The following is a 21366-nucleotide window of genomic DNA, read 5'->3' on the forward strand; positions in this document are numbered from 1 at the left end:
TAGCGTTCTTAGTATCATAAAATATGGCTTTTGAGATTATTATGCCTAAGCTTGGTGTTGATATGCAGGAAGGCGAGATCATCGAGTGGAAAAAACAAGAGGGTGATGTGGTTAATGAGGGAGATATCCTTCTTGAAATCATGTCAGATAAGACGAACATGGAACTTGAAGCGGAAGATTCAGGTGTCCTTTTGAAGATTACTCGTCAGGCTGGTGAAACAGTTCCAGTAACTGAGGTAATTGGTTATATCGGAGCAGAAGGTGAAGTTGTGGCTGATAATGCTGCGAGCGCACCAGCTGCAGAAGCATCTGCTCAATTGGAATCAGCTGGACTTGAAGTTCCTAAAGCACCTGCCCAAGCTGCTCCAGTAGCTGCTACAGAAAAAGCACCACTTGCTGACAATGAATACGATATTATCGTTGTTGGTGGTGGTCCTGCAGGATATTATTCTGCTATTCGTGGGGCACAACTTGGTGGTAAGGTTGCTATCATAGAAAAATCTGAATTTGGTGGAACATGTTTGAATAAAGGATGTATCCCAACTAAGACCTACCTTAAAAATGCAGAAATTCTTAATGGACTTAAGATTGCTGCAGGTCGTGGTATCAACCTAGCGTCAACAAACTACACTATCGATATGGATAAGACTGTTGACTTTAAGAACTCTGTCGTTAAGACACTTACTGGTGGTGTTCAAGGTCTTTTGAAGGCTAACAAAGTGACTATTTTCAACGGTCTTGGTCAAGTTAACCCAGATAAGACGGTTACAATCGGATCAGAAACAATCAAGGGACGTAATATCATCCTTGCGACTGGATCAAAAGTTTCACGTATCAATATCCCTGGCATTGATTCACAACTTGTGATGACATCTGACGATATTCTTGACTTGCGTGAGTTGCCTAAATCACTCGCTGTTATGGGTGGTGGTGTCGTTGGTATCGAGCTTGGTCTTGTTTATGCTTCATACGGTGTGGATGTAACTGTTGTTGAGATGGCTGACCGCATTATCCCTGCTATGGATAAAGAAGTATCACTTGAACTTCAAAAAATCCTTGCTAAGAAGGGTATTAAGATTATGACATCTGTCGGAGTTTCTGAGATTGTAGAAGCTAACAACCAATTGACCCTTAAACTTAATAATGGTGAAGAGATTGTAGCTGACCGTGCTCTTCTTTCTATCGGACGTGTTCCTCAGTTGGATGGTCTTGAAAATCTTAATCTTGAACTCGACCGTGGTCGTATCAAAGTTAATGCTTACCAAGAAACATCTATTCCAGGAATCTATGCTCCAGGTGATGTCAATGGAACCAAGATGCTCGCTCACGCTGCCTACCGTATGGGTGAAGTTGCGGCTGAAAATGCAATGCATGGTAACGTTCGTAAGGCTCACCTTGACTACACACCAGCTGCTGTATACACACACCCAGAAGTTGCGATGTGTGGTATTACTGAAGAAGAAGCACGCGCTAAATACGGCGATGTTCTGATTGGTAAATCAAGCTTTGCTGGTAACGGACGTGCCATTGCTTCCAACGAAGCTCAAGGTTTTGTTAAAGTCGTTGCAGATGCGAAGTACCATGAAATCCTTGGTGTTCACATTATTGGTCCGGCTGCAGCCGAATTGATTAACGAAGCATCAACAATTATGGAAAATGAATTGACTGTAGATGAACTCTTGCAATCTATTCATGGTCACCCAACCTTCTCTGAAAATATGTACGAAGCCTTTGCTGACGTACTTGGAGAAGCTATCCATAACCCACCAAAACGTAAATAAAGATAAATTAAATTCTCGAACAAAGGTTCGGGAATTTTTTCATACATTTTCATTTGTATTTATTTGAAAAAATCGTCACGGATTTTCAATAGTTTTGTAGAAACATACGAATAATAAGTTAAAGAGTTCTCTATCAAGAGAGAAAGTTTGTTTATAATTTTATAATATTTCTATTTTATTTAGAAAATTTTTAATAATAACCTTTCCACGAGAGTTTTTATGTGGTAAAATGGTTCAAGTATTACAAATGCAAAAGGAAAGTTAAATGCGAACGAAAGATTTTATCTACTATGCCAGTGCGGCTGTTCTCTTGGCTGTAACTACTCAGGTTGCTCAAGCTGATGAAGTGGCAACACAAACGCCTTCTATTACTGAAGGAAACCACTATCAACCTGCGACTGCAGCAGAAATTTTTGGTGGTGAAGCGTCAATTACTGAAACACCAAGCTCAACTGTTTCAGCCCCTGCCTTTGTAGCAACAAGTGAAGTGCCAAAAGCTAACACTCCAGCAGTCTCTACAGCTATTGCTAAACAAAGTTCGGAAGTGTCTAGTGTGGCTGTAACCTCAACTGCATCAACATCTGTAGCTAACTCAACAACGATTGTTACGTCTACATCAACAGCGATTTCAAACGCTAGCTCTGAGAGTGTGACCGCTTCTGCACATTCAACAGCTTATGAGGCCCCTAACAACGCTGTTGCCACACCTGCTAAATTAACGAATTCTTCGGATGTCTCTTCGACAAATCTTAGGGTTCAGCCTAAGACTTTTATTGATGTCAGCAGCCATAACGGTGATATCAGTGTAGAAGATTACCGTGCTCTTGCCCGCCAAGGTGTGGGTGGTGTCGTCGTTAAATTGACTGAAGACACTTGGTACAATAATCCCCAAGCTCCTTCACAGGTTCGCAATGCTCAAATCGCAGGTCTCCAAGTATCGACTTATCATTTTTCTCGATACACAACTGAGGAAGAAGCACGTGCAGAGGCTCGCTTCTATATCGAAGCAGCACAAAGACTTAACCTTCCAAAGAGCACTGTTATGGTTAATGACTTTGAAGATTCCAACATGCTTCCAAACATCAACCGTAATACCCAAGCCTGGGTTAATGAAATGCGTAAGTATGGCTATAACAACTTGATGTTCTACACAAGTGCCAGCTGGTTGGATGAAAACAATCTAGGTTATAGAGGTCCAGTTTCAACCTCTCAATTTGGTCTTGAAAACTTCTGGGTTGCTCAATATCCATCAACAACACTTACAGCTACAAGTGCTAAGAATATGCGCTATAACGGTAAAACTGGTGCATGGCAGTTCTCAGCGACGGCTAATCTTTTGCCAGGAAAACATGTCTTTGACCAAAGTGTTGATTATACTGGGCGATTTACAGCTAATGTCGGTGTTGAGGCAGATCCAACTCAAGGTGATTTGAGTGGTCTTATCTCGATTGTCAATAACAACCCAATTCTAGGTAGCTTTGATGTTGTCATTTCTAATGTCAAGGCACCAAATGGAGTTGAGACTGTAAAAGTGCCTATCTGGTCAGAAGTTGATGGTCAGGATGATATTATTTGGTATACGGCTGACCGTCAAAGCAATGGTGCTTATACTGTCAATGTAAAAGCTTCAGCTCATAAAAACACAACAGGTCTCTATAATGTTCATCTTTACTATGTTCAGAAAGATGGACAATTGACTGGTGTAGGGGGAACAACAACGCAAGTCTTCATTGGCAAGACCCCTGAGCAGCTAAGACCAAAAGCAAGTTTTGCTATTGAGAATAACAATGCCCAAAATGGTACATTTGACGCCGTCATCACTAATATCACAGCACCTTTGGGTGTTAAGGATGTTTTGGTGCCATCATGGAGCCTTGAAAACGGTCAAGACGACCTTATTTGGCATAAGGCAACTAAACAAAGCGATGGCAGCTATCGTGTAACCATTAAGGCAAGTGAGCATAAGGGCAATAAAGGTAATTACCGTGCGGATGCTTATATTGTAGATAACTCTAACAATCGTCACTATATTTCAGAAAAAGTAGTATCGGTTGACTATGCACGTCCAAGTGGTGTCCTTTCGATTGAAAACAACAATACGGCAGCAGGTACTTTTGATGCAGTTGTTCGTAATATTGTTGCTCCTACAGGTTTGAAAGAAGTCCTTGTTCCTTCATGGAGTTTAGCTGGTGGTCAGGACGACCTTATCTGGCATAAGGCAACTCGTCAAGCTGATGGCTCTTACCGTGTGACGATTAAGGCAACAGACCATAAGAATTCAACTGGTAAATACCGTGCCGATGCTTATATTGTAGATGACTCAAACAATCGCTTCTACCTTACTGAAAAAGTGGTAGAAGTTACTCAAACTCGTCCTACTGCAAGTCTCATTATTGAAAACAATAATGTTGAATTGGGAACTTTTGATGCCGTTGTTCGTAATATTTCTGCTCCAAATGGTGTTAAGGAAGTCTTAGTGCCATCATGGAGTCTTGTGAACGGTCAAGATGACCTTATCTGGCACAAAGCGATTCGCCAATCAGATGGTAGTTATCGTGTCACTATCAAGTCTAATGAACACAAGAATTCGCTTGGCAATTATCGTGCTGACCTTTATATCGTAGATAATACTAACAAACGCTACTATGTCACTGAAACGGTGGTAGACGTTAAACATAATAAACCAGTTGGTACGATTTCAGTAGTCAACAATAACAAGGATGCTGGAACATTTGATGTCATTATCAGTGATGTCTATAGCCCTAAAGGTGTCCGTACTGTTCAAGTACCTATCTGGTCTGAAAAAGACGGACAAGATGATATTCGTTGGTATGAAGCAACACATCAAGCTAATGGCACTTATACGGTAAATGTTCAAGCTACTAACCACAAGAATTCAACAGGTTTGTACAATATTCATTTGTACTACATTTTAAATGATGGGGCACAAGTTGGTGTAGGAGGGACAACGACAACAGTTGAATTCCGTAATGCTAAGACTAAAACGCAAACCTATATCACTAATGTTAATTCAGAAGCTGGTAGCTTCACTGTAGTGGTAGATCAGGCACCTCAAGGGCGTCAAATTCAGAAAATTCGAGTGGCGGTTTGGTCTGAGAGCAACCAAGGGAACCTTTCTTGGTACGATGCTACACCGACTGGCACACATACTGAGGTCAATGTTTCTACAGTCAATCATAAGAATCTTGCTGGAAATTACACGACTCATGTTTATGTTGATTATGTAGATAATACTGTACAAGGTTTCAACCTTGGTGAGACAGCTCTTGCTCCACGTAATCGTCGTGTTGAGCCACAAACGACTTATTATTCTCAACGTGACCCTCGTTGGGCTTCTAAGTGGTATGGTGTCAGCAATATGGATCAATCTGGCTGTGTCCCAACATCATTGGCGATGACTTTTACAGATATCTTGGGAACAACTGTATCACCAACAACTGTAGCGGATTACTTGTATTACAATACAAATTCATTCAATAAAACATCAGTTGCTGGTACTGATGCAGAAGGTATTGTCTCAGCAAGTAAAAACTGGGGGCTTAAGAGTAACATGCTTTCAAGCATCTCTAGTATTGCTTCTGCTTTGTTGTCCGGTCAACACGTTCTTGCTGCGGTAGGAGCAAGTCAGTTTATCAACTATCCATATACGCATGAAATTGTTCTTCATGGCTATGATAATGGTAAAACTTATGTACGTGATCCATTTAATGCTGCAAATAATGGCTGGTATTCTTTGGATTACATTCATGGTGTTAAGAGTACAGATCCAATGGACACTAAACTTGGTGCACCATTCTTCTCAATCTTTGCTTAGTTTATTAAATGAAAAGTCTTCAGAAGTGAATTTCTGTGGGCTTTTTATTGTTCCTATTGTGTATTCTTGGAACTAAATCAATCAATTGTCAAAATCTTTTATTTTGTATTTAAATCCTTGTTATTATGATGAATATTAGATTAATTAACCTGAATTGAGTAGTCTTTTATTTGAAAAACACTTATTCTTTTTTCATTTTTGTTATTTTTTTAGAGAATTATCACTTTTCCCCTATTCGTAAAACAGTTTCTGTGGTAAAATGATTGACGTATAAAAAAGTGTTAAAGGAAAGTTAAATGCGAACAAAAGATTTTATCTACTATGCCAGTGCAGCTGTTCTTATGGCAGTAACCACTCAAGTGGCTAGTGCCGATGAGGTAGCTACTCAAATACCTACCGTTGCTGAAGGTAGTCATTATCAACCTGCAACAGCAGCTGATATTTTTGGAGGTGAAGGAGTTCTGGTTAAGGACGCACCGTCATCATCAGCAGCATCCACTGTGGCAACTCCGTCAACCGCTACAAGTGAAGTAGCAAACTCAAGTACTCCACAAGTCAGTCAATCAGTGGTAGTTTCAACTGAAACTACTGAATCAAGGACAGTCGCTTCCGAATCAGTAGCTAAAGTAAGTTCGGTAGCAAGTTCAGAAAATACATCTACTTCAAGTGTTTCAGAGGTATCAAGTGCAGCTTCGACTGAGCCAGAAAGATTGACTCATTCGGTAGCAGGTCAAACTGCAGATGCCTTGCAACCTAAAGCAAATTTTTCAATTGAGAATAACAATCAGACGACTGGTACCTTTGATGCAGTTGTGCGTGATATTGTCGCTCCTTTGGGTGTCAAAGAAGTTCTCGTACCATCTTGGAGTTTAGCCAATGGCCAAGATGATTTGATTTGGCATAAGGCAGCTAAGCAAATGGACGGCTCTTATCGTGTAACGATTAAGGCGGTTGATCACAAGGGGGAAGCCGGCAATTACCGTGCAGATGCCTATGTTGTTGACCGAACAAATAAGAGACATTATATTTCTGAGAAAGTAGTCTCTGTAACTTACTCTCGTCCAAGTGCAAGTCTCGTTATTGAAAACAATAATGCGGTTACAGGTACCTTCGATGCTGTAGTGAAAAACATCATTGCTCCTACAGGTTTAAAAGAAATCCTCGTACCGTCATGGAGTTTAGTCGGTGGTCAAGATGATTTAATTTGGCACAAGGCTACGAAACAAGCGGACGGTTCGTACCGCGCTACTATTAAGGCAAGCGACCACAAACATTCAACTGGTAAATACCGTGCCGATGCCTATATTGTAGATAATTTTAACAAGCGTTTCTACTTGACTGAAAAAGTGGTGGAAGTTAGCCAATCGCGTCCAAGTGCCAGCCTAACGATTGAAAATAACAATGCTACGACAGGCACTTTTGATGCTGTGGTTCGAAATATTGTTGCACCAAATGGCTTGAAGGAAGTCTTGGTACCGTCATGGAGTCTTGTTAATGGACAGGATGATTTGGTGTGGCATAAGGCAAGTAAGCAAGCAGACGGTAGCTATCGTGTTACCATTAAAGCCTCAGACCACAAACATTCAACTGGTAAATACAGAGCGGATGCTTATCTCATAGATAATGCTGGTAACCGTCAGTATTTGACTGAGACTGTGGTTGAGGTTAGTGAGACTAAGCCAAGTGGCAGCATTTCTATCTTAAATAACAATGGTGCTGGTAGTTTTGATGTGCTTATCAGTGATGTCTATAGTCCTAAGGGTGTGCGTACGGTTCAAGTGCCTATCTGGTCCGAAAAAGATGGGCAAGATGATATTCGCTGGTATGAAGCGACTCGTCAAGCTGATGGCAGTTACAAAGTTAATGTCCAAGTGGCTAATCACAAATACTCGACAGGTACTTACAATGTCCATCTTTACTATATTCAAAACGATGGCTCACAAGTTGGAGTTGGGGCGACTCAAGCAAAAGTGACTTTATCGGAACCTAAAGCAGACCTTGCCATTACAGGTTTGAACAATGCTACTGGTAGCTATGATCTTGTCATTTCAAATTTGGTTGCACCATACGGCTTCAAAGAAGTTCTAGTTCCAACCTGGTCAGAAAAGAATGGTCAAGATGATATCATCTGGTACAAGGCAGCTAAACAAGCTAATGGAGACTATAAGGTAACCGTTCGTTCAAGCAACCATAAAGGTGATAGCGGTCTCTATAACTCTCATGTCTACTTGGTTGATAATGATGGTAAATTCATTGGCCTTGGAGGCAAACAAGTAACCCTTGATATTACCAAGACTCAAGGAACCTTAACTATTGTCAACAACGACAAAAATCGAGGCACTTTTGATGTTGTCATCACTAATCTCACCAATCCAGGGGGGATTACAGGTGTCGTTATCCCTGTATGGTCTGACCAAAATGGCCAAGACGATCTTGTTTGGCATAATGCTACAAAACAGGAGGATGGTTCCTATAAGGTGACCGTTTCTGCCAGCCAACACAAGTGGAATTCAGGCAAGTACATCGTTCACGGATATTTGACAGATGCATCGGGTAAGAATGTTGGTTTTGGTGCAACTTCTGTTGACGTGGTAGCTCATAAGAAAATCGGTTCAGCCTCACGAGGAAACTATGATGTCTTTAATAAGATTGTTTATCTAGATGCTGGTCATGGTGGCTATGATCCAGGAGCTTCGTACTTTGGTATTTCTGAAAAGAGCTTGACCTTGGCTATCCAAAGTCGTGTGAAAGCTAAACTAGAAGCAGAAGGCTATCAAGTAGTCACCACACGCACAAGTGATACCTTTGTTGACCTAACAGATCGTTCACGTGCAGCCAATGCATCTGAGTCAGATATTTTCGTCAGTATCCACATCAATGCTGCAGGAAGCTCTGATGTGCAAGGTATTGAGACTTATTATTACCAACCTTTTGCGGAATATCCTTCACGTATTAATGCGGCTTATCATGCCAATCCGACTCGTTTGAGTATGAGTGATACCCTGGCAAATGCTATTCAGTCTAGCCTTATTAACGCAACTGGAGCTCAGAATCAGGGCGTTAAGCGTCGCACCTTTGCGGTCTTGCGAGAAACAACAGCGCCGGCAGTCCTTCTAGAACTAGGTTTCTTGTCAAATCCTCAAGAAGCAGCTCGCTTAACGACGTCTGCTTACCAAGAAACTTTGGCTAATGCGATTGTAGCAGGGATTAAGCGTTATTATTCTGTTTATAATTAAGAAATTGAGAGAATCTAATGGTTCTCTTTTTATTTTCAAAGAGCGAAAACGCTTGCATAAATGTAATCTAAATGGTATATTAGAAAATGTGAAAACGCTATTAAAAGGAGTTATAATGAAAAGAAATACTCAATCTAATAACGAAAAAGTCCTTCGTTATAGTCTTCGTAAGTACAAGTTAGGTTTGGCTTCTGTAACAATTGGAGCTGTTTTTTTGAGCTTTACTGCGGTTCAAGGGGTAAAGGCAGAAGAAGTTTCAACACCTGTATCAAGTACACAGGTAGAACCATCTGATTCTAGTCTTACCAGCAGTGGTCTAGTAATTGAAACGCCAACAGCTCCTGTAACAGCTGATAATACCACAGTGTCCAAGGAAAATGAGCCAGTTTCTCTTTCAGAAGAAAATACTAGCCCTACTGTGGCTTACAAGCTAAATGAAACAACTGAAAACACACCAAAAACAGTAAGTACTAACAATAGTCAATCTCTTACTAATGCGTCTGAGGATCCTGTTGCTGAGGGAACTATTCGCTTGCATTTTCAAGAGTTACCAAGTCTAGACAAGGCTTCACTTGGACTTTGGACTTGGGATGATGTTGAGACACCATCATCTCAGAAGGGTGCCTGGCCAACAGGAGCAACCTCATTTGCAGAAGCTAAACAGGATGATTATGGCGTCTATTTAGATGTGAAGTTGTCTGCTTCTCCCAAAAAGCTTAGCTTCTTGATTAATAATGCCGCTGGAACGAACCTTTCAGGGGATAAAGCAGTAGAAATTCTTAGCCCTCAAATGAATGAGGCTTGGATTGACAAAGATTTTCAAGTTTACAGTTATCAACCTATCCCTCAAGATCACGTTCGTATCAATTATTTCCGTACGGATGGCGACTATAGTAATAAGTCTGTCTGGTATTGGGGTGATGTTAAGGACGCTCCAAGTAATTGGCCTGATGGTGTCAATTTCCAACCAAATGGTAAGTATGGTGCCTATTTAGACATTCCGCTAACCGAGGCTGCTAAATCTATCGGATTTTTACTCTTAGATGAGAGCAAAACAGGAGATGATGTGAAAATTCAACCAAATGATTATAAATTTAGTGACTTGAAAAAAACTCGTCAGCTTTTCGTACGAGATACTGATACGACAGTCTACACTAACCCTTATTTTGTTAAGGATGTGCGTTTGACTGGAGCTCAGCAGCTTAGTCCAAGCCAAATCGAACTTAGCTTCACCAATCTAGAAGAGGTTTCATCTGAAGATATTCTCAAAGACCTCAAGGTGACAGATAAGGATGGTAATAGCGTCACTCTTAAACAGCTTGACTTGGATGCTAAACTCAAAAAAGCTACATTAACAGGTGATTTTACTGCGGAAAATCTGCCTTACAAGGTCACTTTGGGCAATGATAGTTTTAAAACGTCTGAGAGTTGGCAATTGAAGGATGCGCTCTACAGTTACGATGGAGAATTGGGTGCTCGTCTAGAAGAGAATGGTAGTAAGGCACATGTGACCCTTTGGTCACCAAGTGCTGATCGAGTAGATATCATTGTCTATGATAGGAATAATCAAGACAAGGTGCTTGCTGAACATAAACTAAGCAAAGGACCTCGGGGTACTTGGCAAGCTGACTTGCTTGCGACTGACCTTGGTCTTGAAAACTTAACAGGTTATTTCTATCAATACCGCATTAAACGTGGTGATCAGTCAGTAATCGTTTTGGATCCTTATGCTAAGTCTTTGGCTGCTTGGAATAGTGACGATGCCAGCAAGGGACATGACCATAAGATTGCCAAGGCTGCCTTTGTAGATCCTGCTAATTATGGACCAAAAGACCTTGATTACGCTAAGATTCCTAACTTTAAATCTCGAGAAGATGCCATCATTTATGAGGCTCATGTCTGAGATTTCACTTCTGATAAGGCTATCTCTGCTGAATTGAAACACCAGTTTGGTACCTTCGCAGCCTTTGCGGAGCGTTTGGATTATCTTAAAGATCTCGGTGTTACCCATATTCAGCTTTTGCCAGTATTAAGCTACTATTTTGTTAATGAAATGCAAAATGGGAAGCGTTTGTATACCTACGCTTCAAGTAATAGTAACTACAACTGGGGCTATGATCCACAAAATTATTTCTCTTTGACGGGTATGTATTCTGAAAATCCAAGTGAACCAGGTAAACGGATCGAAGAATTCAAGAATTTAGTTGCGGCTATTCATGCCCACGGTATGGGCGTTATCTTGGATGTGGTCTATAATCATACAGCCAAGACAGCTATTTTTGAAGACCTTGAGCCAAATTATTATCACTTTATGGATGCTGATGGTACTCCTCGTTCGAGTTTTGGTGGAGGGCGTCTTGGAACAACTCACTATATGAGCCGTCGTGTCTTGGTTGATTCGATTGCTTATTTGACTAAGGAATACAAGGTAGATGGTTTCCGCTTTGATATGATGGGTGACCATGATGCTGAAAGTATCGAGCAAGCTTACCATGCTGCACGTGCCCTTAATCCAAACCTTATTATGCTTGGTGAGGGCTGGGTGACTTATACTGGCGATGAAAATAGCCCTGTTCAGCCTGCCGATCAGTCTTGGATGAAAGATACTGATACCGTAGCTGTATTTTCAGATGATATTCGAAACACCCTCAAATCAGGTTATCCAAACGAGGGGACACCAGCTTTCATTACAGGTGGCAAACGTGATATTAATAAGGTTTTTGACAATATCAAGGCACAACCAACTAACTTCGAGGCTGATTCTCCAGGTGATGTGATTCAATATATTGCTGCTCACGATAATTTGACCCTTTTTGATATCATCGCCCAATCAATCAAGAAGGATCCAAGCAAGACTGAGAATAATGCTGAAATTCATCGTCGCTTGCGTCTAGGAAACCTCATGGTCTTGACTGCTCAGGGAACACCATTTATTCACTCTGGTCAGGAATACGGCCGCACCAAACAGTTCCGTGATCCTGCCTACCGTTATCCTGTGTCTGAGGACAAGGTGCCGAATAAGTCCCATTTCTTAGTGGATGAAAAGGGCAATCCATTTGATTATCCGTACTTTATCCATGATTCTTATGATTCTAGTGACGCGGTTAACCATTTTGACTGGACTAAGGCTACTGATACTAAGTTATTCCCAGAAAATACGAAAACACGTGCCTTTACCAAAGGATTAATCGCTTTACGTAAGTCTACAGATGCCTTCAATTTTAAATCAAAAGCAGATGTAGATGCACGTCTAACGCTATTGACAGTTCTTGGTCAGGACAATGTCGCTCAAGAAGATTTGGTATTAGGATACCAAACTGTTGCTTCCAATGGAGACCGTTACCTTGTCTATGTCAATGCTGATAGCAAGGCTCGTCAGTTTAATTTGAGCAAGATTACAAATGGTCTATCCTATCTGGTTTTGGCAGATGGCAGTCAAGTCAATCTATCCGGCATTAGTGAGTTATCAGGTGTGACAATCAACAATCACATCTTGACCTTGGATCCACTAACAGCGACTATTATTCGTTTGACCAATGCTCAGACGCCAACTGCGGCAGTAGATCAGCCTTCTGAAAGGAACGGGTCATTTGCTGATAGAGATACTGAGTTAACAAAAACAACTGTTAAAACCTCAAGTCAAGAGTACCTTGTTGGAGATGCTGAACTTGTTAATCATGGCAATGGTCAGGCTAAGACTGAAGCTAGTCGTCAAACTGATAAGCAACTGCCATCCACTGGTGAAAAGACAAATCGTGGACTCTTTTTAGCAGGTCTTCTAAGCATTCTTAGCCTAGGATTCCTTAGAAAACGACGGATGAAATAATAAGTGACAACAGGTTATTTCCTGTTGTTTTTCTTTTATTTAGAATCATTCTTATCTGCTCTTTAGAATAGTTCTTAAATAGGCTAAAACCGTTGACAGTGCAGGTTTCTTCTGTTAGTTTAGAATTATGTTCTCTTACATACGAGAGATCATTATTGACTTATCATCGTTCGTTTTTCATAAACATGAAAGCGGCGATTCACATATATATCGACAGATGTCGCACACTATCTTGAAAATAGGAGGCATTCATGAAAAAATTAAATAAACTTGGTGTTGTTCTTTTAGCATCAGGTCTTTTGTTAACAGCTTGTGCCAAATCTGGTAATTCAAGTAATTCAAGCTCAACTAGCTCAAAACTCACAGCCAGTGAGCAAAAGCAATTGAAGCAGGCTACAAGTGATTACAAGACTTTCATAGAAGGCGAAATTGATCAGCTTTTGAAAGATACTGAGGGATTCAGTGAAACCCTCAAGTCAGGAAATCTTGAAGAAGCTAAGAAACAATACCCATTAGTTCGTATGGCTTACGAACGTTCAGAACCAATTGCAGAAAGCTTTGGTGAGTCTGATGTGAAAATCGATTACCGTTTGGTAGATTACATGGATGAAAATAAATCAGAAGACGGCTGGTCAGGTTTCCACCGTATTGAACGCATCATGTGGCAGGACAACACGACGGATGGGACTGCGACTTATGCAGATCAATTGGTTAAGGATATCAAGGAACTCAAGGCTAAAATTGCAACTGTTAAAGTTACTCCAGATATCATGTTGACAGGTGCTGTTGACCTTCTTAACGAAGTAGCCACTCAAAAGATTACAGGTGAAGAAGAAGTCTTCTCACACACTGATCTCTACGACTTCCGTGCCAATATTCAAGGGGCTGAAAAAATCTTTGAACTCTTCAAACCATTGATTGAGAAGAAAGATGCTAAGCTTGTGAAGACTTTGGAAACAGAGTTCAAGAATGTGAATGGACTTTTGGACAAACACATGATTGATGATAAAAACTATAAGTCTTATACTGATTTGAGTGAGACTGATACTAAGGAATTGGCTGAAGCTGTAACGAAACTTGGTGAACCATTATCACAAATGGGTGTTATCCTAGATGGGAAATAAGAAAAATGACTGACGAAAAATTTTTAAATCGAAAAATGGACCGTCGTGAATTTCTTAAAAAAGCAGGTATTGGAGGGGCTGGTCTTGCACTTGGTCTTTCTGGTGCATCTGCTTTTTTCGCTAATCAGGATAGTTCAAGTAAAAAGGCTTATGATGGTGATGAAGATATCACTTTTTATGGTAAGCACCAGGCTGGGATTACGACGGCCATGCAGAAGGCTTGCTACTTGGTGGTATTAGATCTTCACACGACGGACAAAAAAGAAGTCATCCAGCTCTTTAAAGACTGGACCGATTATAGTAGTAAATTAGTCGAAGGGCAGTTGGTTCAAAAAAATGGTGCCAATGGGTTCTTACCACCAAAAGATACAGGGGAAACGGTCGGACTGAACCCCTATCGCTTGAGCCTGACGTTTGGTGTCTCTGCTAGCTTTCTCAAGAAATTAGGTTTGGAATCTAAACGTCCCAAGCTCTTTCGTGATTTGCCTCCTTTTCCAAAGGAGCAGTTGCAGGACAAATACACTGGTGGTGACATCGTCATTCAGGCCTGTGCCGACGATGAGCAAGTAGCCTTTCATGCGGTCCGAAATCTCATCCGCAAAGGTCGTAATAGCATCACTATGAAGTGGAGCAAGTCCGGTTTTGCAGCCATCGGTGACCGCAAGGAAACGCCTCGAAATCTCTTTGGTTTCAAGGACGGAACTGCTAATGTTACGACAGAAAAGGAATTTGACAAGGTTGTCTGGACTGACAGTAAGGATTGGATGAAGGGTGGTTCTTATATGGCTCTTCGTCTGGTACAGATGCACCTAGAAACTTGGGATCGTACCAATTTGCAGGAGCAGGAAAATACTTTTGGTCGCTACAAGGAGTCCGGTGCTCCATTTGGGAAAACCAACGAATTTGATGAAGTAGATTTATCTAAACTACCAGTAGATTCACATGTTCGCTTGGCAAAAGAGCTAAATCTCCCTATTTTACGGCGGTCTTATTCCTATTCGGATGGAATCGATGAGAGAACAGGGCAATTTGATGCAGGCTTGATTTTTATCGCTTTTCAAAAAGATCCAAATAGTTTTGTTAAAATTCAGACCAATCTTGGTGCTGTAGACAAGATGAACGAGTACATCACCCATATCGGTAGCGGGCTATTTGCTTGCTTTGCTGGCGTGGAGAAAGGAGGCTACCTTGGTCAAGCACTCTTTGAATAAACTCCTCGTTTTGGTGGGGCTACTGGCCTTATTCTGGACTTATCCAGTAGCTGCTGAATCCTATAGTGATCTCTATATCAAAATCACAGATGCAACAACAGCTGTTCAAAATAAAGATCAAGCTAAAGCTAAGGAATTGGTTGGTGAGATTAAGTCCGATTTCGAAACTAAAGAAAATCACGATTCCAAGGCTGGTAAAGAAGTCAGCAAGGCTCTTGATATTAAGGGCGATGTAACAGAAGAAGATTTAACCACTATCTCGTCAGCCCTTCTTAAATTTGAAAAAGAGCAAAATCCTGTTGACTTAGACGCAGAGAAGGAAAAACTAAATACTCGCCTTGAGCCATATTTCAAGAACTTACAGGATGCCATTACGGCTAAAGACCTAGCCGCGACCCGCAAAACTTACGGTGAATTAAATAATGCTTGGACACGAAATGAAGCTGTTGTCCGTGACCATAGTACTGCTTACTACGGTAAGATTGAGACGGCTATTTCACTTCTACGAAGCAGTATTGAGACGGAGCCTACTGATTTCACCAGCATCCAGTCATCTTATGATGATCTCAAGGGTGGAATTGATGACTTCATCAAGGGAGTTCCTCTTGATAGTACAAGCTCAAGTTTAACCCTTAATGATGGTATTAAACTCTTGAAAAAGGCTTTAGGTCAATTCCAAGCAGGTGATGATAAAACAGCTGCGGCAACGATGAAGAAGTTCATCACTATCTGGCCAACCATTGAAGGAGATGTAAGCACAACTAATCCTAGCCTCTATACACGTGTGGAGAGTGAAACGCCTGTTATCATGGTTAAGGGGAAAGAAAAGGCTTATCAAGATAAACTCCAAGCCTTAATTACAGATTTATCTGCTATCGATACTAGCGCTTCTTATAATGCCTTTGATGCCATGTTGATTCTCTTGCGTGAAGGAGTAGAAGCCCTCCTCATCGTTATGGCCCTTGTGACAACTCTTAAGGCAGCCAAGATGCGTAAGGGACTCAAATGGGTTTATGGCGGAGCCCTTGCTGGTGTTCTTGCCAGCGCAGTTATAGCTGTTATCTTGCAAGTTGTCTTTCCAGCTGTGACCTCTGGGGCTAACCGTGAAATTATTGAAGGTGGCGTTGGTATCTTTGCAGTTGCGATGATGATTCTTATCGGAATATGGCTCCACAGCAAGTCTTCAGTTAAACAGTGGAATGACTTTATGGATCGTCAGATGAGGGCGGTGACAGCTACCGGAAGTTTTGTGTCAATGTTTGCCCTCAGTTTCTTGGCTGTTTTCCGTGAAGGTGCCGAGACAATCCTTTTCTATGTTGGTATTATCCCACGTATCACGACAGCTAATTTCTTGATTGGTATTGGTTTAGCCATTGCAGTTCTTGTTATCATTGCTGTAGCTATGACTAAAGCGAGTCACTATATTAAACCACATCGTATCTTCTTTATTTTAACTTGGTTGATTTATGCCCTGGCCTTTAAGATGCTCGGTGTCAGCATTCATGCCCTTCAGTTGACTAATATGATGTCTAATCATTTGATTAGTGGTTTCCCAACCATTGATTGGGCTGGTATCTATCCAAGCTTGGAAGTCTTGATTCCACAACTGATCTTTATTGTTATTATTGCCTTTGTGACGGTGAAACAGCATGGTAAGAAATAAGGATGAGATGACAATTGTTGAGCATCTGGTGGAATTTCGGAGACGCTTCATTGCAGTAGTCATTTGCTTTTTCCTAGTTTTTTGTATCACCTTGTTGTTCGCCGGGGAGCTCTATGCTTATTTGACAAGAGGATTTGACAAGCCTTTGTTAGTTCTAGGACCTAACGATATTCTTTGGATTTACATTAATCTAGCAAGTCTCATGGCTTTTACGGTCACTTTGCCTTTCACGACCTACCAGATTTGGCAGTTTGTGAAACCAGGTTTGAGGGACAATGAAGCTCGTGCAATCTTTGCTTATATACCTGCAACTTTTGTCTGTTTTGTATTGGGCTTGGCTTTTGGCTATTATTTTGTGAGTCCAGCTATCTTAGAAGTGCTTTTAAAACTAGGCGAAGGGCTCTTTAATACACAAATTACAGCGCAAAACTACCTCAGTTTTTTACTGCATACGACAGTGCCTTTGGCTGTTCTCTTTGAACTTCCCGTAGTTGTGAGTTTTTTGACATCTATCGGCATAATAACACCAGTTTTTCTGACACACTATAGACGCTATGCTTACTTTATTCTCTTAGTTTTGGCGGTCATTCTGACACCAGCTGACTTTATTAGCGACTTGGCCATGACGGCACCCTTAATCTTGCTTTATGAAGTTAGCGTAACGCTTAGTAAGCTCATTTATAAACGTAAACAAAGAAAATATAAAGATAAATAGAAAGGAAATCTCATGGGAATTCTACGTGATATCGGAGCCCCAGGACTTATCATCATTGTCCTAGGAGCCCTCCTCATCTTTGGTCCTAAACGCTTGCCAGAACTTGGTCAATCTATTGGTAAAATGCTATCCGAATTTAAAGCGGCTGTAAATAAGACCGATGATGATAAAAAAGACGAAGAAGACAAGACTAAAGACTAGGATCTCTACTTAGTGAATATCTTCAAGTTTCTTGACAATTATAAGCTTTTATGACATAATACTCTTGTATTGAATAGTAAGTCTATATCATAGGCAAGAAAAGACCCCAAGCTAACTTCCACATAAGCTCGGGGTCTTTTTTAGCACTATCTATCCTTGTTTAACCACTTGTCGATTAGACGAAGGATAACACCGACCACAATAGGTCCGATGATAGTTTTGAATAGTAAATCCATCATAGGCAAATTCACCTCCCTTCGTAGGCGGTGTCGAGGTGCCAAGGGCTATTATATCATAGATTGATAGAGTTATGGTTAGTGAGTATCAGGAAGTAAAAGTTAAAAGGTAGTTTGATCAAGCCATACAAAAAATCAGCTCAGGAAGGCTGATTTTTTGTGCTTACAAGCTGATACGTTTTTCTGTTTCAGCGTCGAAGAAGTGACCTTTAGCAACGTTGAAAGTAAGGTTAACTTTTTCACCTGGATTGTGGAAGTCACGCGCATCAACACGAGCAGCAAATTCAGTTTCTCCAAGTTTTAGGTAAAGCATTGTTTCTGCACCGAGGAGCTCTGAAACAACGACTTCAGCATCAACATTGGCATCTGGATATACTTCTTGAACGATTGGACGGCTTGAAACATCTTCAGGACGGATACCAAAGATAACTTCTTTACCTTGATAACCAGTTTCTTTCAAAATTTTAGCTTGACCTTCAGAAATTGCAATATCCAAGCCTTCAGAGTTAGTGATACGGTTGCCATCAACTTTGACATTGAAGAAGTTCATAGCAGGACTTCCGATAAATCCGGCAACAAATTTATTGGCTGGCTCATTATAAAGTTCTTGAGGTGTACCAATTTGCTCGATACGACCGATAGTACCAGAACCATCAGGGTTCTTAGTAGAACTCATGATAACGATACGGTCAGCAAGGGTCATGGCTTCTGTTTGGTCGTGGGTTACGTAGATGGTAGTTGCCCCAATATTACGAGTGATTTTAGCAATTTCGGCACGCATGGTAACACGAAGCTTAGCATCTAAGTTTGAAAGAGGCTCATCCATGAGGAAGACTTTAGCATCACGAACGATGGCACGTCCCATAGCTACACGCTGACGTTGACCACCAGAAAGGTCTGCCGGCTTACGATCTAAGAACTCAGTCAAACCAAGGCTAGCAGCAGCTTCACGCACACGTTTGTCGATATCGTCTTTTTTATATTTACGAAGTTTAAGACCAAAGGCCATATTTTCATAAACAGTCATGTGTGGGTAAAGGGCGTAGTTTTGGAATACCATGGCAATGTCACGGTCTTTTGGTGATTTGTCATTAACCACTTCACCATCAATATAGAGTTTACCTTCTGTGATTTCTTCAAGTCCAGCAACCATACGGAGAGTTGTAGATTTACCACATCCTGAAGGCCCTACGAAAACGATGAATTCCTTGTCTTTAATGTCGATACTAAAATCTTCGACAGAGTAGTGAGTTGCATTTGGGTATTTTTTGTAAATTTTATCCAGTTTAAGAGTTGTCATATCATTTATCCTTTATTATTTAACTGATCCGCCGGTTACACCTTCAACATAGTATTTCTGCATGAAGATAAAGAGAAGGGTGATTGGGATGGCGATGATAATAGCACCTGCGGTAAATGGAAGGAACCATTCATTGATAGCGTCTTGGTTAAGCATTTGATAGAGTCCAAGGGCAACAGTATATTTATCTTTAACGTCACCGAGGATAACAGATGCAAAGATGAAGTCTACCCAAGGTCCCATGAAGGCCATGAGAGCAGTATAGACGATAATTGGTTTAGACAGTGGCAAGGTAATCTTAGTGAAGATTTGAAGACGAGTTGCACCGTCAATCATTGCTGATTCATCCAATGAGTAAGGAATGGTATCAAAGAAACCTTTCGCAATGTAGAAACCAAGTGCTGCCCCAGCAGAATAAACCAGAACCAAAGATGTCAAGGTTTGTGTCAAATTGAGTGCTTTCAAAATGTAGTAGACCGCAATCATTGACATGAAACCAGGGAACATGTTAAGCACAAGTGCCAATTTCAAGAAGCCATTTCTGTGTTTGAATTTAATACGGCTAAGTGAATAGGCCATCCCAACGGTAATCAAAGTTGAGAGGATACATGTACATGTGGCAACGATGAAGGTATTGATGAACCATTTTCCAAATGGATAAGCATCGCTGGTAAAGAGTTTGATGTAGTTATTAAGAGTATAAGTCTTAGGGAAGAAGTACGGTACCGCATTAGCTCCTTCACCACGGAAACTTGTAAGGAAGATCCAGAGAATCGGAATCAACCAGATGACAGCTAGAACTGTCAATAGGATATAAGTACCAGTTAGGTAAAGATTTTTCTTACGTTTCATTATTTAGCAGCCCCTTCCTTGAATGAAGATGATCTTGTGTAGGCCAAGAGACTGAATGTTGCAGAGATGGCGAAAATCAAGATACCGATAACAGATGCCAAGTTGTAGTCTTTAGCGCTAACAGTCAGTTTGTAGAGCCAAGTTACCAAGAGGTCAGTTGAACCCGCTTGATAGTATTCAGAATTAGTAGGTCCACCACCAGTAAGGAAGTAGATAACGTTGAAGTTATTGATATTACCGATGAATTGTTGAATCAAAGATGGCGCCATAATCAAGAGAATTTGTGGGAAAGTGATGCTCTTGAAGATTTGGAATTTACTTGCTCCATCAATTTCAGCTGCTTCAATCTGCTCAGTTGGCAAGTTCATGATGATACCAGTTGCGACCAACATTGTGAATGGAATACCAATCCACATATTAACCAAGATAATAGAGAATTTAGCCCAAACTGGATCAGTCAAGAATGGAATCGGACCACTTGTAAGATGCAAGGTTTGAAGCAAACCATTCAAAGGACCGTGGTCATTAAGGAAGTTACGCATCAAAAGAAGTGATACGAACTGAGGAACGGCGATAGTAATAACGAAGAGCGTACGCCAAACTTTCTTGAATTTTAGCCCCTTAGTGTTAAGTAAGAGGGCAAGGACAATACCGAAGAAGAAAGTAGTTGCTGTTGCGGCAACCGCCCAAATCAAGGTCCAAGTCAAAAGTGGGAAGAAAGTACCAGCCATACGACCTTGTAGGACTTCACCAAAACTTGCAAAGCCAACCCAGTCGAAAAGTGATTTAGGAGCTGGGTGATTGTGGTCAAAGTTTGTAAAGGCCAAACAAATCATGTAGATCAAAGGCAAGATGGTGAAGAGCAAAACACCAATCAATGGGATAGACATTAGCCCCATATGGAAGCGACCATCGGCCAAGGTCTTAAAGTCTTCAATAAAGTTAGGTACCTTACGACCTGATTGCTTAAGAGCCATGAGATGGCGAGCACTTTTAAGGTTACACCAGTAAATATAAGCAAAGACTGCACAGAAGATTACTGAAGCAAGACCAAAAATCAACATGAGCATCGAGTTATCTCCAGCAACTTGCACAGTTAGCTTGATACCATTAACTTCTTTAATGGCTTCACCCTGTTCTTGAGTACCCAAGGTTATCATGCCTTGGAGAGCTGGGACAATTTGGATGACGAATGCCGCTAAAAAGGCAATCTCAGAGAGGAGGAAGAGCAAACCCTTGGTGAACTGTTTGTTGACCAAGTTTGCCAATCCCATTACCAGAAAGGATAATTTGACATCCCATGTACCCTCTTTGAAGACCTGGCGCATAGGAGTTGTGTCGTAGATTGTTTGTGACATAGATATCTCCTCAGATAAATGTATGATT

At 41.0% G+C, this 21366-nt stretch carries 12 protein-coding genes and 1 pseudogene; 9 read left to right on the forward strand and 4 right to left on the reverse strand.

All coding sequences use genetic code 11. The annotated features are described in order from the left end of the window. Positions 1-23: 23 nt before the first annotated feature. The 9 genes and pseudogenes from lpdA to PCY14_RS04500 all read left to right on the forward strand — a co-directional run bounded on the left by lpdA (position 24) and on the right by PCY14_RS04500 (position 17592). Positions 24-1781: a dihydrolipoyl dehydrogenase gene (gene lpdA / locus PCY14_RS04460; protein ID WP_164376240.1), complete on the forward strand. Its 1758-nt coding sequence runs from the start codon at positions 24-26 to the stop codon at positions 1779-1781. Positions 1782-2046: 265 nt separating this feature from the next. Further along, complete coding sequence (locus PCY14_RS04465) at positions 2047-5616, forward strand: GBS Bsp-like repeat-containing protein (protein ID WP_060933950.1); 3570 nt, start codon at positions 2047-2049, stop codon at positions 5614-5616. Between the two features lie 296 nt (positions 5617-5912). Continuing rightward, positions 5913-8852: a GBS Bsp-like repeat-containing protein gene (locus PCY14_RS04470; protein WP_301363199.1), complete on the forward strand. Its 2940-nt coding sequence runs from the start codon at positions 5913-5915 to the stop codon at positions 8850-8852. Between the two features lie 115 nt (positions 8853-8967). Beyond that, positions 8968-12678, forward strand: a pseudogene (locus PCY14_RS04475) (pullulanase). 251 nt (positions 12679-12929) lie between these two features. Continuing rightward, a complete protein-coding gene (gene efeO / locus PCY14_RS04480) occupies positions 12930-13802 on the forward strand; it encodes an iron uptake system protein EfeO (RefSeq protein ID WP_008534615.1) in 873 nt (290 codons plus the stop codon). 5 nt (positions 13803-13807) lie between these two features. Further along, positions 13808-15013: an iron uptake transporter deferrochelatase/peroxidase subunit gene (gene efeB, locus PCY14_RS04485; RefSeq protein WP_021151893.1), complete on the forward strand. Its 1206-nt coding sequence runs from the start codon at positions 13808-13810 to the stop codon at positions 15011-15013. After that, positions 14991-16676, forward strand: a complete 1686-nt coding sequence (locus PCY14_RS04490; RefSeq protein ID WP_164376235.1) for an FTR1 family protein — start codon at positions 14991-14993, stop codon at positions 16674-16676. The genes efeB and PCY14_RS04490 overlap by 23 nt, the downstream gene beginning before the upstream one ends. After that, positions 16663-17391, forward strand: a complete 729-nt coding sequence (tatC, locus tag PCY14_RS04495) for a twin-arginine translocase subunit TatC (protein WP_042766964.1) — start codon at positions 16663-16665, stop codon at positions 17389-17391. The genes PCY14_RS04490 and tatC overlap by 14 nt, the downstream gene beginning before the upstream one ends. Before the next feature lie 12 nt (positions 17392-17403). Further along, positions 17404-17592 (forward strand): twin-arginine translocase TatA/TatE family subunit, encoded by a 189-nt coding sequence (locus tag PCY14_RS04500; protein WP_008534622.1) that lies wholly within the window; start codon positions 17404-17406, stop codon positions 17590-17592. A 146-nt stretch (positions 17593-17738) separates the two neighbouring features. Here PCY14_RS04500 and PCY14_RS04505 read toward each other — a convergent pair whose 3' ends face one another. The 4 genes from PCY14_RS04505 to PCY14_RS04520 all read right to left on the reverse strand — a co-directional run bounded on the left by PCY14_RS04505 (position 17739) and on the right by PCY14_RS04520 (position 21338). Continuing rightward, a complete protein-coding gene (locus tag PCY14_RS04505; protein ID WP_004182539.1) occupies positions 17739-17831 on the reverse strand; it encodes a type I toxin-antitoxin system Fst family toxin in 93 nt (30 codons plus the stop codon). A 160-nt stretch (positions 17832-17991) separates the two neighbouring features. After that, complete coding sequence (locus tag PCY14_RS04510) at positions 17992-19128, reverse strand: ABC transporter ATP-binding protein (RefSeq protein ID WP_002884983.1); 1137 nt, start codon at positions 19126-19128, stop codon at positions 17992-17994. Positions 19129-19143: 15 nt separating this feature from the next. Next, entirely contained in the window at positions 19144-19980 is an 837-nt protein-coding gene (locus PCY14_RS04515; protein WP_002889349.1) for a sugar ABC transporter permease, read from the reverse strand. Further along, positions 19980-21338 carry a carbohydrate ABC transporter permease gene (locus tag PCY14_RS04520; RefSeq protein WP_008534626.1) on the reverse strand — a complete coding sequence of 453 codons (1359 nt, stop codon included), beginning with the start codon at positions 21336-21338 and terminating at the stop codon, positions 19980-19982. The genes PCY14_RS04515 and PCY14_RS04520 overlap by 1 nt, the downstream gene beginning before the upstream one ends. Positions 21339-21366: the final 28 nt, after the last annotated feature.

The sequence above is a fragment of the Streptococcus sp. SV2 genome, assembly GCF_030440175.1.
Lineage (GTDB): Bacteria > Bacillota > Bacilli > Lactobacillales > Streptococcaceae > Streptococcus > Streptococcus raffinosi.

Excerpts from the sequence above, each read along its gene's own strand:
- PCY14_RS04470 (WP_301363199.1), top strand. The coding sequence starts at position 5,913 with ATGCGAACAAAAGATTTTATCTACTATGCCAGTGCAGCTGTTCTTATG.
- PCY14_RS04515 (WP_002889349.1), bottom strand. The coding sequence starts at position 19,980 with ATGAAACGTAAGAAAAATCTTTACCTAACTGGTACTTATATCCTATTG.
- lpdA (WP_164376240.1), top strand. The coding sequence starts at position 24 with ATGGCTTTTGAGATTATTATGCCTAAGCTTGGTGTTGATATGCAGGAA.
- PCY14_RS04465 (WP_060933950.1), top strand. The coding sequence starts at position 2,047 with ATGCGAACGAAAGATTTTATCTACTATGCCAGTGCGGCTGTTCTCTTG.
- PCY14_RS04510 (WP_002884983.1), bottom strand. The coding sequence starts at position 19,128 with ATGACAACTCTTAAACTGGATAAAATTTACAAAAAATACCCAAATGCA.
- PCY14_RS04505 (WP_004182539.1), bottom strand. The coding sequence starts at position 17,831 with ATGATGGATTTACTATTCAAAACTATCATCGGACCTATTGTGGTCGGT.
- efeO (WP_008534615.1), top strand. The coding sequence starts at position 12,930 with ATGAAAAAATTAAATAAACTTGGTGTTGTTCTTTTAGCATCAGGTCTT.
- efeB (WP_021151893.1), top strand. The coding sequence starts at position 13,808 with ATGACTGACGAAAAATTTTTAAATCGAAAAATGGACCGTCGTGAATTT.
- PCY14_RS04520 (WP_008534626.1), bottom strand. The coding sequence starts at position 21,338 with ATGTCACAAACAATCTACGACACAACTCCTATGCGCCAGGTCTTCAAA.
- tatC (WP_042766964.1), top strand. The coding sequence starts at position 16,663 with ATGGTAAGAAATAAGGATGAGATGACAATTGTTGAGCATCTGGTGGAA.
- PCY14_RS04500 (WP_008534622.1), top strand. The coding sequence starts at position 17,404 with ATGGGAATTCTACGTGATATCGGAGCCCCAGGACTTATCATCATTGTC.